The organism is Ignatzschineria ureiclastica (assembly GCF_003121845.1).
Lineage (GTDB): Bacteria > Pseudomonadota > Gammaproteobacteria > Cardiobacteriales > Wohlfahrtiimonadaceae > Ignatzschineria > Ignatzschineria ureiclastica.
In genome coordinates this window covers 545,948-559,379 of sequence record NZ_QEWQ01000001.1, presented here as the reverse complement: position 1 = coordinate 559,379, position 13,432 = coordinate 545,948, and the positions used below count along the sequence as shown (strand labels likewise).

Sequence of the window (13,432 nt, the reverse complement as noted above, 5' to 3'; positions counted from 1 at the left end):
GTTTATATTCTTTTTTTGTTTTTTAAAATTAACTTATAAATTTTTGTATGCCGCAAGACATATGATGCTAAGACAATAAGAGTAATTATTTCCGTAATAAGAATTGAATAGGATGCACCAATCGCCCCATAATAATGGCTTAGAAACGAGCTATAAACTAAGTGAAATAATCCGATTATTAATGGAACTAGATAATAGATACGTTGGTAACCTAAAGGTAATAACAGATTGTGGGCAAATACTACAGAATAAGGTATTAAAAATAACATTGGAGCCATAATTTTTAATGTCTCTGCTGATTCCTTAAATTCTTCTCCGAGTATCCGCGGTGCAAGCATTGGAACAAGAAAATAAAATAAGAGAGAGGAAATTAATAAAATCGGAAACATGTAGATCATCAGTTTTTTGATGAATAGATATGCTGCATCTATATCAGTTGCAAATAGATGATTAACGCGAGGGTATATCACTTGTCCTAACACCGTAAAAACACCAATGGCAGCTACTTGTACTCTAAAGCTTGCAGAGTAGATACCGACTTGATCATAATCGCTTACTAATCCTAAAATAATCGGTGTACTTGTATTATAGAGACTAATTGCAGCTGCACCGATAAATAAAGGGAGTGAGTGTTTAAGCGCTTGGATAATTTTTAATTGATGTAGTTTTACAAAGGTAATAATATGCTCTCTCTGTACAAATATCATATTAATGATAGCTGCAATTAAGAGGATTCCTCCTTGAATAAGTGCTGCTATTTCAACATCGTTAGGTGTGTGCACAAATAGAATTAACAGCGGAATGTTAAGGAAACGGATAAGTGAGCCAATAAATGATACTTTCTCTAACTTCTCTATTCCTTGGAAAAACCAAAGAGGATCAATGGCAATAGATAACAGTTGGATGAATAAAATGAAGATAATCCATCTTATTTCATAAAAGCTCTCTATAGTTAAAGTGATGATTGTAAGCGCAAAACAAGCAATAAAAAAGAGTAATGATTTGGAAAGTACAGTTTCCCAAAAGGCTTTGCTGATAAGTTGTGGTTGGTCTCTATGTTGGGCAATATATTGTGTTGCACTTAGATTAAATCCAAAATTAATAAATAGCATCCCATATTGGATTAAGCTTAAACTTAGATTTAATGCACCATACTGATCTACCCCTAATGTTCTTGTTAAATAGGGAAGGGTAATTAATGGAACTAGGTAGTTAATTGCTTGCATTGTAAGTAATGCAAAGGCGTTTCTTTTTAATGATGTAGGCCTAGTCATCTTACCTTGCCCCAAATCCCGTCAGCATTGTTTTAATCGTCTTAAAGACAATCAAAATATCAAGCCAAAGAGAGAAGTGTTTAATGTAGTAGAAGTCATGCTCGAGCTTAATACGAGTTTCATCAGTATCAGCCGCATAGCCTTGAGTGACTTGTGCCCAACCGGTAATACCAGGGCGCACCACATGGCGGTAGGCGTAGAAAGAGATTTCTTTCTCAAACTGTTCTACGAAAGTGCGCTGTTCAGGGCGTGGGCCAATAAGGCTCATATCCCCTTTGAGGACATTTAAGAATTGTGGGATCTCATCAATCCGGGTTTTACGGATAAATTTGCCTACTCGGGTAATACGCATATCATTTGCTTTGGCAAATTGTGCTCCCTCTTTTTCTGAGTTTTGACACATTGAGCGGAGTTTATAGACAGTAAAGTCTTGATTACCCAAACCGACTCTATTTTGAGTAAAAAACATCGAACCGGGGCTCTCCAGTTTAATGATAATGCCGGTGATCAGCATAATAGGAAGCCATAAAGGTGCGGTGATTAATACCGCAAGAAATTCAATCCAACGCTTAACCAGCTCATAGATTGGTGATGGGTAGAGTACACCATATATATTTTCAGATAAGGTGTTGAGCTTGACTCGACCCGTCACTCGCTCGGTGAGTTGTTTTGCATCATAAACGGGAATTCGAGCGAGTGTGCACTCAGCCAAAAATTTTAACCATTCTGCTGGAATTTCACTTTGGAGGTCTGCAACAACGGCATCATAGCGGCGATTTTCTAAATTAGGAACCTTGAGCACATTGGTATTAATATGGGGGTGCGCTTTTAATTCAGAAATATTACCAAATGGTAGCAAAGCAAGTTTAGTTGTGTAATAACGTCGCCCGATAAAAAATCCACAAATAGCCCACAAATTAGCAAATATGTAAGACATTGCTAAAATGCTGCGAGCGTAATCTGCTCGAAGGAAGAAGAGTGTAGCAATAACTAAAAGCCAACTAGCTGCAATTGTAGGGAAAAGGAACGCAATCGTTCGTGATCCTGGAAACTGATGCATTTGACGAATAACGATTAAAGATAATAAAAATGCTACAGTATTAGCATAAAGTGTATTGCTATTAGAGCCAATTGTCAGCGTTAAAGAGTCTACAACCCCACCATAGCGAAGCCATTGAGGGAGTAAAACAACAAAGAGAAAGCCGATAATCACTTGAAACCAGAAGTTAAATAAAATCACTTCATACCAACGTGAGTGGCGACGACGATAACTTTCTGACACAGAGACCTCTATTACATATTAAAAATAAATGATATCCCGATAAGATATCATTTTTTATGATATTTAATCTAAATAACTAACCCATCATTTTAAATGATTTAGAAATTTTTAGTGAATTTTATCTTAAAATAGCTACAAATAATATGCTTACTGATTCTTTTTCCGAGAGAATATCACCCGATCTTCAAATTTAGGCATAATAAATTTGAAAAAAATGACTAGATACACCATCCCAGTTAATATCAAAAAGGTGATAAAGTGATCTATCATTAGGGTATCGAGGGGGAGGCCTGTGAATTCAGCTATAATCAAAGTGGCAATTGCAATTACTATGAATGTCAAGATATAGAAACCAAAAAAAATGCCGGCAGATACGCCATATTTAATTTCGGCTTTGCATCCAACGCAGACATTTGCGCCTCGTTTTACTTCAGTCATGCAGTGAGGACAGGTCATAGTAGAAGATGTAGGTTCACTCATTAAAAAACTCCTTTTAAATAAATATTGCATTGATTTTTCCATTAATTGATTGTTATATCAATTTTTATTGAGAAATGCACATTTATTAAAGTGATCTCATGAACTTGATCCGTTGCTTCTTTTAAACTTTTAAAACAAACTCGCCGAGATATTAATACACAATCCCAAGATGGTCATATTAAAGAGAAATGAGATAATTGATTGTAACAAAACCGCCCGGCGCATAGGCGTTGAGCTGATAGAGACATCGGCAGTTTGGGAGGCGACGGCGATGGTGAAGGAGAAGTACATAAAGTCGGAATAGGTGGGCGTTGTGATCTTATCGGGGAAGAGAAGCCAAGGTTTTTCAGGTGTCGGGTTGCCATAATAGAGATGAGCATAGTGCATTGTGTAGCCCATGGGGAGCAGAAGCCAGGAGGAGAGAAGGGTGGAGGCAGTTAGGATATATTGAAAGATCTTATCCCGACCGGTTAATCCATCATGACCGCCAAGGCCAAAGAAGAGGGCAAGTAAGCTTGCACAGCAGCCGAGGAGTAGAAAGAAAAAGACCATTTTGGCGCTCTCATCTTCTTCACGTGTGATTTCTCGGATATCTTTATGCCGGTGAAAGAGGATCTTCTGTAGTAGAAATAATAGATATACCCAAGAGAAAGCATTCCAGCTGACGATAAAAGTTGTGAAGATCGTATGATCTTGAATCAGGATGACAAATGTCGTAATGGCGACAATGAGCGAGCAGATAAAGCGTAATCGAGTATGCCAAGCGTGGGAGATAACATGAGTTAACCAATGCATAAGAGGCTCCAAAATAGGTTAATAATATTTATTTTAAATTATAATATTATTTGCATTAATTTAATAAATTATATTTAGAGTATGGGGGAAATTATGGAGATTTGCTGGTTTTTGATCAATTTTGACTCACGGCGGGAGAGAATGCTTGCAACTCCAGAAGAATCCCACGCCCGCGGATGAGGGGTTATTTAATCTCTCTAAATATAGAACAGGTCCTCAGAAAGTGGGAAAATATTTGAAATTTTTTCGGTATAAGACAATGCCAACCTGCCGGCGTACGGTTTTTAGAACTCTTTGGCATGAGGAAATGCTACAGTTGCCGGCGCAGGATTGTTGAAAGAGCGATATCTTTCGCTCCGGCGATGCGGTAAATTCTCTTAGTTGTTCTAAATCAAAGCTGATCCCCGGCGGGTGGGAATGCTTGCAATTCCAGAGAGATCCCGCGCCCGCGGATGAGGGGTTATTTAATCTCTCTAAATATAGAACAGGTCCTCAGAAAGTGGGAAAATATTTGAAATTTTTTCGGTATAAAGCGATGCCAACCTGCCAGCGCATGGTTTTTAGAACTCTTTGGCATGAGAAATGCCCAATCTGCCGGCGCGGGATTGTTGAAAGAACGGGATATTTCGCCCCGGCGATGCTATGAATTTTCTTAGTTATTTCAAATAATTTTAAAAATAAAACAGGGCTATTTTAGCGAATAATCTTAACAATTAAGAATCATGACTTGTCCTGAAGAGAAAACTGCTATATACATAAAAGACTTTATTGTAAATATATATAAATATAATTCAGTATCCACAATGAGGGATACACCCAAAGGAGTCTATCGTGTTAAGTCTGATTGGATTTGCCACAATCATTTCGATTGTAACTTTATTAATTCGTGGAAAAGTGATCCCGATTGTTGCATTAACGCTTATTCCTATTATCGGTGCGCTTGTTGCTGGGTTTGGAATGGAAGAGATTGGCGGATTTTTTAAATCTGGTTTAGGCTCAGTGATGAATGTGGTGGTGATGTTTATCTTTGCTATTATCTTTTTTGGGATTTTGCAAGATGCCGGTCTTTTCGATCCACTGATTAATAAGATGATCCAATTAACTCGAGGGAATATTATTACAATCTGTATTGGTAGTGTGATAATTGCTGCAATTGCCCAATTAGATGGGTCCGGGGCTTCGACTTTTTTAATCACGATTCCGGCGTTATTACCGCTTTATAAGCGAATGCGGATAAGCCCTTACCTCTTAGTGCTTTTAATAGGGGGAAGTGCGAGTATCATGAATATGATCCCTTGGGGTGGGCCTTTAGGGCGTACTGCTAGTGTGATTCATATGGATGTGACAGAGTTGTGGAGACCTCTGATTCCCGTTCAAGTAGTGGGAATGATGTTAATGATCGCATTGGCTACCATATTAGGCATTCGGGAGAAACGACGTATCGCCGTACTTCCCGAGGCGACCTTTGTCGAGGAGAGTGAAGAAGCGCTCCTTACCTCTAGAGAAGGAGCTCATAAAGGGCTCTATCTCTTTAATCTCCTCTTAACGATTGCGATTATTGCCATTTTGGTCACGGGGATGATTCCTGCAGGATTTGCCTTTATGATCGGTGTGGCTATTGCATTGCCGGTGAATTTTAGAACAATCAAATTACAAAATGAGTGTATTAAGCGTCATGCACCAAGTGCTTTAGCAATGGCTTCTATTATTTTAGCGGCTGGTGTTTTCTTAGGTGTTCTGAATGGAACTGGGATGTTGACTTCGATTGCGCAGGATCTTATCAATATTCTTCCAGCATTTTTAGGTCGTTATATCCATTTGATTATCGGCTTTTTAGGGTTACCATTTGATTTATTATTGAGTACAGATGCTTATTACTTTGCGCTTCTACCGGTTGTAGATCAGATCTCATCTACTTATGGAATTCCCTCTACTTCCACCGCCTATGCGATGATTGTAGGGAATATTGTCGGGACTTTCGTCAGTCCTTTCTCTCCGGCATTATGGTTAGCTTTAGGGTTAGCGAATATCGAAATGGGCCGTTATATCCGTTATGCTTTCTTCTGGATGTGGGGAATTGGGATTTTATTATTAATAGCTGCAATCATAATGGGTGTAATTACAGTATAAGTATTTGGAGCTGATTCCCGGCGGGAGGGAATGCTTGCAACTCGAGAAGAATCCCGTGCCCGCAGGTGAGGGATGATCAATCTTTCGGCAATGCCTGGTAAAGATGATCGGTCTATTTATTACCTCGGCATGAGGAAATGCCACAATTGCCGGCGCGTGATTGTTGAAAGAACGAGATCTTTCGCTCCGGCGAAGGGAGGAATTCTCTTAGTGATACTAATAGAAGTTGATTCCCGGCGGGAGGGAATGCTTGCAATTCCAGAGAGATCCCGCGCCCGCAGGTGAGGGATGATCAATCTTTCGGCAATGCCTGGTAAAGATGATCGGTCTATTTATTACCTCGGCATGAGGAAATGCCACAATTGCCGGCGCGTGATTGTTGAAAGAGCGAGATCTTTCGCTCCGGCGATGCGGTAAATTGTCTTATGAAACAGATACAAATTGTTTGGCGCTCTGCTCATTGAGTGCCCATTGAATATGCTCTTGTACCATTTCATCCGTGATGGTTAATCGCTGTTGTAAGGCAATCATATTCGCCTCGCTATAAGGGCTATTACCAATGCCGATGGCGATATTGCGAAGCCAACGCTGATAACCAAGCCGGCGAATGGGAGAGCCTTCTGTTTTGCGTAGGAATTCCGCTTCACTCCAAGCAAATAGTTCAAGTAGCGTTGAAGAATCGAGTTGATGCCGTGGCAAGAAATCTTCGGTATTGAGGGGCACCGCAAAGCGATTCCAAGGGCAGACAATCTGGCAATCATCGCAACCAAAGATCCGATTCCCCATCGCTGCTCGATACTCAATCGGAATTACACCAAAATGTTCAATGGTCAGATAAGAGATACATTTACCGGCATCAATTTGAAAGGGTGCCACAATGGCATCGGTCGGGCAGGCTTTAATACAGCGAGTGCATTGACCGCAATGATTGGTAATGGGTTCACTTGGGATCTCAATACGCCGAGAGAGTAGCAGTTCCCCGAGAAAGAAGAAAGAGCCTCGTTTCGGATGAATAATCATCGTATTTTTGCCAAAGAAACCTAATCCCGATTTTTGACTAAAGGCGCGTTCAAGCACCGGCGCACTATCTACAAAGGCTCTAAATTCTAATCCGGGGATCTCTTCTTGTAACCATTTTCCTAATTTAGTGAGCATATTGCGCAGTACTTTATGATAATCCCTGCCGAGCGCATATTCTGCAACATAGGCGTGATGAGGATCTTCAAGCCGCGCTTTAGCATCAATTTCCGGATTAAAGTAATGAAGCTGGGCGGTGAGAAGGGACACTGTGCCGGGGACAAGCTGATCAGGGTGATAGCGTTTTTCACCATGCTTTTCCATGTAATCAAGATCGGCGTGATAGCCCTTACCGAGCCATTCGATAAAGTAATCCCGGTTGATGCCGGGATCGATATCACTACTAGAAAGTTCACTAATGCCGAGTTCTTCGGCTTTTGCTAAAAGCCGCGAAATAAATTCCGGCGATTGAATAGGGGCATTCATTCGGGGGATTAAGATTCCGCTAGGAGGCGCTCTTGATATTTTCGCTCAAGGGCTTCTTTAACATAAGGATGAACAATGGCACTAATATCACCGCCGAGCATGGAGGCTTCCCGTACCATCGTGGAGGAGACGAAAGAGTATTTTTCACTGGGGGTGAGAAAAATCGTTTCGATATTGGCATTGAGGTGACGATTGAGGCTTGCCATCTGAAACTCATATTCAAAATCAGAAACAGCCCGAAGACCACGCACTAAAACACGACTATTAATCGTATCCATAAAGCGCACGAGAAGATTATCAAATCCGACAACTTCAATATTGTCATATTCCTTAAAAATCTCTTTGGCCATATCGATACGTTCTTCAAACGTGAAGAGTGGCTTTTTCTTCGGTCCACTGATTTTAGCGACTGCAACGATCAGCTTAGGAAATATCCGTGCTGCACGAACAATAATATCCGAATGCCCATTTGTAATGGGGTCAAAAGTGCCGGGATAAACAGCAGTATATTCGCTCATGTTGCAACCTCTTACTGACATAGGATTGATTGTATAGTACAGATAAATAGATTGAGCTCATCTTACCTGATTTATGTTGGGATTTCGAGGGGGAGTTATTTTGTTTCCCATTAATAGCGCGCTGGCAGTTATGGTATTTCTCAATGCCGAAATTATTGAAGGCTCACTTATCTATTCTAAATCGTTGAGAGGCTTTAAGCTTCTCACCTTCGGGCACGGGATTTGTCTAGAGTTGCAAACATTCCCTCCCGCCGGGAATCGACGTTGATTGAAGATCATAATGATTTATTAATTATTAATCCCATCCCACATACTCTGATTGTCTGCCATATCCCAAAATTGATATTCAAATCGACTAGTATTGAGGAAGATCTCTTCTAATTCTTGTAGTTTCCGTTCTGGTAAGCCTTCAGTTAATCGATTTACCAATTGAATACAGGTTTCTGCAAGATCGGTAAATTCTTGACTTGAGTAGGTTTGAACCCAATTGCCATAAAAAGGATGCTCAAGGGCTCCATTCCAAGTCGCTAGTATCTTACCAATATAGTTGTAACTCCAGGCACAAGCGAGCACAGCAACGGCAGTATGCTCAACATTGCCACGATAAGCTTCTTGAAGCATATAACTAGTGTAAGCAGTCGTGACGGCTGCGGGTTTCGTATTTTCTAATGCCTCTGCTGTAATGCCGAATTGTGCGGCATATTGACGATGGAGATCCATCTCGAAATTCATGGTGCCGGAGAGTAGATTGCCAAAAAGCGTCATAGTCTCTAAATTATCTGCTTTAGCAGCACCTAGGGCAAAGAGGCGAGAATATTCGATGAGGTAGTAGTAATCTTGACACATATAGTGACGGAATTTGGCTTGATCCAGTGTGCCAAGGCCAATACCTTTGACAAAAGGATGTTCAAGATAACGTTGCCAGAGCGGTTCAACATGTGTAAAGAGTCGATCACAGAAAGTTTGAGACATGATTATATACTCCTTTGAGAAAGGGGATAGAGACTAAGTTTTATCATTTTAGTCATGTAGAAAGTCAATATAGCCGAGATTACTATTTAAATCAGAGGATTTAGTTGGAAATAATCTTTCAATCTCCCGTTGAGTCTGAAGCATGCTAGAATATCGGGCTTATATCCCTTATTTTAAATTCATATTCTAATTGATTAACAAGAGAAGGCCATATGACAACTTTCACCAATTCATTGCCTCAATATCGCTCATGTACTATTGAGGATTATACTAAGCGTGCATTTGTGCATCATGAGATTGCCCGTAGAATGGTGGAGTATCTTGAGGAGGATTTATCACCGAAATCGATCTGGGTGGATGGTGCGCGAGATGTCTATTTAACTGAGTTATTGCAGGCGCGTTTCCCAGAGGCGAAGATCTATGAAAATATCTATGATAATGGGATGGCTGATCCGCAATTATTGCGCGTGGATATGGTGATTAGTAATCTCTATTTGCAGGATCTATGGGAATTAGAAGATCGAATTCGAGCTTATCAATTAGCGCTCAATGCCGGCGGTAAGCTCTTTTTTACCACAATCGGTGTTGGAAGCTTTCAAGATTTGAGTAATGCCGAGGGTCCCGCGATCAATCAATTTCCGGATATTGAAGATATTGGGGATTTTCTACACGCCCTTGGCTTTAAAAATGCGGTGCTCTTTATTGAAAAGATCAATTTAACCTATGAGCGCTTATCAACGCTTCTATTAGATGCCAAAGCCGTTGCCGGCAAGCCTTTTACGCCCACTCAAGGATTACGCACGCGGCATTGGATTGCAAAATGGTATCGTTATTGTGATCAATTCCGTAAAGAAGATGGGATTTATGAAATCGGTTTAGATGTGATTTACGCCGAAGGTTCCCTCTCTGATATCAAAAATATCCAAGGGCAGAGTAACGAGGTCTATGTAGATATTAATAATCTCAAGAAGCTAGAGTAGAACTCATTCATTACCGAGCGATTAGAGTCTCTCATCCGCGGGCGCGGGATTTGTATAGGGTTAGGAGGCTTTGAATGCCTTACTCGCGGGCGCGGGATTTCTCTGGATTTGCAAGCATTCCCTCCCGCCGGGAGACAGATTTTATTTAATACAACTAAGAATATGTATCTCAGCGCCGGGGGGAATGATCCCGTTCTTTTATGAATCGCGCGCCGGCAATTGTGGCATTTCTTAATGCCGGAATAATTGAGGGCTCATTTACTTTATTCTGAATTCCTGAGAGGCTTTGAACGCTTCATCCGCGGGCAAGGGATTTATCTGAATATTGCAAATATTCCCTCCCCCGGGAGACAGCTTGGATTTAGAACGACTAAGAAAATTTATAAATATTTTTCCGATGACCAACAAAGACAGCTAAAATTATAAATGCATCATCTTGAATATCACATAATACCCGGTAATCCCCAATTCTATAACGCCACAGAGATTTTAAGTTTCCTTGTAATGATTTACCCATAATTCGAGGATTATCGAGTTCTGCAATTTTATATTCTAAAGTGTCTAGAATTCGTTTGGCTTGTAATTTATCAATCTTTTTGAGGGCTTTTAATGCCTCTTTAGAGTATTTAATTTTCCAGGCCAAGTTCTTTTCTCACTTCATCACTGCTGTAAGTCGGTTCGTCGCCTTGATTAATACGATCAATCATTTGATGCGCAGCATAATACTCTTCCATTTTTTCAAGATGTTGCAAAATGGCTTCTTGAATATACTCTTCTTTACTTTTGCCCATTTTTTGAGCCATAGACGTTAATCGCGTAGAAATATCATCAGGTAATTGTATTGCTAACATATTGCGCCTCTTCATCATAATATCTCCTTACAGTATAGTTAATCTTATTCTATTGTGGGAATTAGCTCAATTGGTAGGAATATTATTTGATTAACTAAGAAAATTTATTGCACCTCCGGGGCGAATGATCCTATTTTTTATAAATCTCGTGCTGGCAAATTGCGCCTATTATTAAATAATGAATCGCTGAAAGAGAGAAGTGATATCCATTTCTTGCTATTTACGGTAAAATAGCACTAATTTAGTTCTATATTGTCATTGAATATTTCATTGCACAATTATGCCAAGTCAAATGCATAATTGAAGGGAGAAAAGATGTTTACAGTAACGGATGCGGCAAAAACACAATTAGTCAAAAATTTAGAGGGAAGCAGTGCTGAAGCGATTCGCGTAGCGCTCCAAAAATCAGGCTGTTCAGGCTATAAATACTATATTGATTTCTGTGATCAAGTGAATGATCGCGTTGAAATCCTATTAGAAAGCCCCATTATGGTAGTTGCTGATAAGGAAATTTTACCTTATCTACAAAATGTAACGCTTGATTATATTCAAGATGGCATTAATCGGATGTTTAAGTTTAGTAACCCGGATGCCAAAGCAGAATGTGGTTGCGGTGAGAGCTTTATGCTGTAAGGCGAAGTAGCCCGATCAACAGACTGGAATTGATCAATTTTACACACTGTTTGCAAACCATAAAAAGTAGAGAAAGGATAGGGAAATGAGTGGAATCGCTGGAGTATTAAAGTTAAATCAGACTGCCGTAGATGAATCACTATTACAGAAAATGGCAGAGCCTATTGTCAAGCGCGGGCCAGATGGTACAAATATCTTTCGCCGGAAAATGGTGGGATTAGTCCATACACGTTTGCAAGCGGTGAGTAATGGGATGGAACCTTTCTTTGATGAAGCGCTCGGCATTGCTGTGGCGACCAATGGAACGGTTTACAATCAGGCAGAAATTCGAGAAGAGCTTCGGGAAGTGGGGTATCAATTTTATACCGAATCTCAGGCGGAAGTCTTAACGAAAGCGTATCACTGCTGGGGGAATCTCTTTGTGGAGAAACTCGATGGTGCTTATGCCATTGCCCTTTGGAATGATGCGGAAGAGACACTACTTTTAGTCCGTGACCGTTTTGGTAAAAAACCACTCTATTACGGCTTTGGTCAATCAGGTGAGGCGTTCTATTTTGGTTCTAATACCCAAAGTATTATGCAGAGCCAAGATGTAGATACTTCGATTGATCCTGAAGCATTGCACTTTATGTACTCTCTGCACGCAGTGGTACCGGCGCCACTGACGATCCTTAAAGGGATTCGTAAAATCGCTCCGGGAAGCTATATGGTGGTGCAGCATAATGGAATGGCCACAGAAACGGGTTATTGGAATTTAACGGCACAGCGTGATTATCCTGAATATGACCACGAAACCTGGAAAGAGGTGATTGAGAGCGCATTAACTTCGGCGGTTGTGAAAGAGATGGGCTCGGCGAATGAACCGGTGGGGGTATTGCTCTCAGGTGGCTTAGATTCCACGTTGATTACGGCACTCGCGCTTGAATCGGGTATTAAAGGGATTCAAACTTTCTCTGTGGGCTTTGAAGATCAACCGGAAGAGAAGGGCTCGGAATTCTTCTATTCAGATCAATTTGTCGATAAGTATCAAACAGATCATTATAAATTTGAGATCCCGAATAGTGAGGTTTTACGCCGGTTGCCGGAAGCGGTGCGGAATATGAGTGAACCGCTCTTTGGGCAGGATGCCATTGGCTTCTATCTACTCTCGGAAAAGGTGAAAACGAAAGCGTCAGTAGTACAGAGTGGACAGGGTGCGGATGAGCTCTTTGCGGGTTATTTCTGGTATCCTCAAATGGTAGAGAGTGGTGAATTTGATCCGTATGAGCGTTTTTCACAATATTATCTTGATCGGCCACATTCAGAGACTTTGGATCTTTTCACAAAACCCTATCAGGTAGGTGATATTGCCGGCGATTTTATCCGGGATCATTTAACACGAGATGGTGCAGAAACATTTTTAGATAAAGTATTACGCTTTGATGTGACTCGCTTAGCAGTAGATGATCCTGTAAAACGGGTGGATAATATGACAATGGCGCATGGTTTAGAGGCGCGTATGCCTTTCTTAGATCAGCGTTTAGTGGAATTAACGATGGCAATGCCGCCGGAATATAAACTGATGCATAACGGTAAAGGGATCTTAAAAGAGATCGCGAGAGGTCGTGTACCTGATGATATTATCGATCGTAAAAAAGCGTACTTCCCAATGCCGGCGCTTAAATATGTTCGCGGAGAATTCTTAGAGATGATGACCGATTTAGTGACAAGTGAGAAAGCGAAATCGCGGGGTATCTTTAATCAAGCTTATATCGCAGATCTCATCAAAAACCCAGAAGCCCCGTCAAGCTTTACCAATATTCAAGGTTCTAAACTCTGGCAAGCAGCGCTGCTTGAGATGTGGTTAGAGTCGATGGGATTGTAGTCGGAGAATGCTGAGATGAGATAAATCATTCAGATCATTTTTATCGAAAGTCTATAAAACAGAGAAGAAGAGAGAAAAGGCCAACATTGATTGGCCTTTTTGATTGAGATTTGCCTTATTAAAATATCAAACTTTTCCCCACAAATTTTG

13 protein-coding genes are annotated in these 13,432 nt (G+C 40.7%); 4 read left to right on the top strand and 9 right to left on the bottom strand.

Annotated elements, in window-relative coordinates; translation table 11 throughout:
- Window positions 1-2: 2 nt before the first annotated feature.
- From DC083_RS02330 to DC083_RS02315, 4 genes are all read right to left on the bottom strand, one after another.
- Window positions 3-1,274 (bottom strand): oligosaccharide flippase family protein, encoded by a 1,272-nt coding sequence (locus tag DC083_RS02330; protein ID WP_109188641.1) that lies wholly within the window; start codon window positions 1,272-1,274, stop codon window positions 3-5.
- 1 nt (window position 1,275) lies between these two features.
- The gene (locus DC083_RS02325) at window positions 1,276-2,556 is read right to left on the bottom strand and encodes a sugar transferase (protein ID WP_229822223.1); all 1,281 of its coding nucleotides are present in this window, start codon (window positions 2,554-2,556) and stop codon (window positions 1,276-1,278) included.
- 147 nt (window positions 2,557-2,703) lie between these two features.
- The gene (locus tag DC083_RS02320) at window positions 2,704-3,036 is read right to left on the bottom strand and encodes a hypothetical protein (RefSeq protein ID WP_109188640.1); all 333 of its coding nucleotides are present in this window, start codon (window positions 3,034-3,036) and stop codon (window positions 2,704-2,706) included.
- 129 nt (window positions 3,037-3,165) lie between these two features.
- Window positions 3,166-3,831, bottom strand: a complete 666-nt coding sequence (locus tag DC083_RS02315; RefSeq protein WP_109188639.1) for a DUF1345 domain-containing protein — start codon at window positions 3,829-3,831, stop codon at window positions 3,166-3,168.
- 828 nt (window positions 3,832-4,659) lie between these two features.
- Here DC083_RS02315 and DC083_RS02310 point away from each other — a divergent pair.
- Window positions 4,660-5,961, top strand: a complete 1,302-nt coding sequence (locus tag DC083_RS02310) for a CitMHS family transporter (RefSeq protein WP_109188638.1) — start codon at window positions 4,660-4,662, stop codon at window positions 5,959-5,961.
- Window positions 5,962-6,384: 423 nt separating this feature from the next.
- On the opposite strand, the gene queG is transcribed toward DC083_RS02310, so the two are convergent.
- The 3 genes from queG to tenA all read right to left on the bottom strand — a co-directional run bounded on the left by queG (window position 6,385) and on the right by tenA (window position 8,954).
- A complete protein-coding gene (gene queG / locus DC083_RS02305; RefSeq protein ID WP_109188637.1) occupies window positions 6,385-7,464 on the bottom strand; it encodes a tRNA epoxyqueuosine(34) reductase QueG in 1,080 nt (359 codons plus the stop codon).
- Between the two features lie 8 nt (window positions 7,465-7,472).
- The gene (gene coaD, locus DC083_RS02300; protein WP_109188636.1) at window positions 7,473-7,982 is read right to left on the bottom strand and encodes a pantetheine-phosphate adenylyltransferase; all 510 of its coding nucleotides are present in this window, start codon (window positions 7,980-7,982) and stop codon (window positions 7,473-7,475) included.
- A 288-nt stretch (window positions 7,983-8,270) separates the two neighbouring features.
- Window positions 8,271-8,954: a thiaminase II gene (gene tenA, locus DC083_RS02295; protein WP_109188635.1), complete on the bottom strand. Its 684-nt coding sequence runs from the start codon at window positions 8,952-8,954 to the stop codon at window positions 8,271-8,273.
- Window positions 8,955-9,166: 212 nt separating this feature from the next.
- Here tenA and DC083_RS02290 point away from each other — a divergent pair, with 212 nt between their 5' ends.
- A complete protein-coding gene (locus tag DC083_RS02290; protein ID WP_109188634.1) occupies window positions 9,167-9,934 on the top strand; it encodes a hypothetical protein in 768 nt (255 codons plus the stop codon).
- A 370-nt stretch (window positions 9,935-10,304) separates the two neighbouring features.
- Here DC083_RS02290 and DC083_RS02285 read toward each other — a convergent pair whose 3' ends face one another.
- Entirely contained in the window at window positions 10,305-10,577 is a 273-nt protein-coding gene (locus DC083_RS02285) for a type II toxin-antitoxin system RelE family toxin (protein WP_109188633.1), read from the bottom strand.
- A complete protein-coding gene (gene relB, locus DC083_RS02280; RefSeq protein ID WP_229822220.1) occupies window positions 10,561-10,803 on the bottom strand; it encodes a type II toxin-antitoxin system RelB family antitoxin in 243 nt (80 codons plus the stop codon). The genes DC083_RS02285 and relB overlap by 17 nt, the downstream gene beginning before the upstream one ends.
- A gap of 297 nt (window positions 10,804-11,100) precedes the next feature.
- Between relB and DC083_RS02275 the strand changes: the two genes are divergently transcribed.
- Complete coding sequence (locus tag DC083_RS02275) at window positions 11,101-11,418, top strand: HesB/IscA family protein (protein ID WP_109188632.1); 318 nt, start codon at window positions 11,101-11,103, stop codon at window positions 11,416-11,418.
- An 85-nt stretch (window positions 11,419-11,503) separates the two neighbouring features.
- Entirely contained in the window at window positions 11,504-13,282 is a 1,779-nt protein-coding gene (locus DC083_RS02270) for an N-acetylglutaminylglutamine amidotransferase (protein WP_109188631.1), read from the top strand.
- Window positions 13,283-13,432 lie beyond the last annotated feature (150 nt).

Bases quoted from the DNA above. Each gene is read 5' to 3' on its own strand.
- DC083_RS02330 (WP_109188641.1), bottom strand. From the start codon at position 1,274: ATGACTAGGCCTACATCATTAAAAAGAAACGCCTTTGCATTACTTACA.
- DC083_RS02320 (WP_109188640.1), bottom strand. From the start codon at position 3,036: ATGAGTGAACCTACATCTTCTACTATGACCTGTCCTCACTGCATGACT.
- DC083_RS02315 (WP_109188639.1), bottom strand. From the start codon at position 3,831: ATGCATTGGTTAACTCATGTTATCTCCCACGCTTGGCATACTCGATTA.
- queG (WP_109188637.1), bottom strand. From the start codon at position 7,464: ATGAATGCCCCTATTCAATCGCCGGAATTTATTTCGCGGCTTTTAGCA.
- coaD (WP_109188636.1), bottom strand. From the start codon at position 7,982: ATGAGCGAATATACTGCTGTTTATCCCGGCACTTTTGACCCCATTACA.
- tenA (WP_109188635.1), bottom strand. From the start codon at position 8,954: ATGTCTCAAACTTTCTGTGATCGACTCTTTACACATGTTGAACCGCTC.
- DC083_RS02290 (WP_109188634.1), top strand. From the start codon at position 9,167: ATGACAACTTTCACCAATTCATTGCCTCAATATCGCTCATGTACTATT.
- relB (WP_229822220.1), bottom strand. From the start codon at position 10,803: ATGATGAAGAGGCGCAATATGTTAGCAATACAATTACCTGATGATATT.
- DC083_RS02275 (WP_109188632.1), top strand. From the start codon at position 11,101: ATGTTTACAGTAACGGATGCGGCAAAAACACAATTAGTCAAAAATTTA.
- DC083_RS02270 (WP_109188631.1), top strand. From the start codon at position 11,504: ATGAGTGGAATCGCTGGAGTATTAAAGTTAAATCAGACTGCCGTAGAT.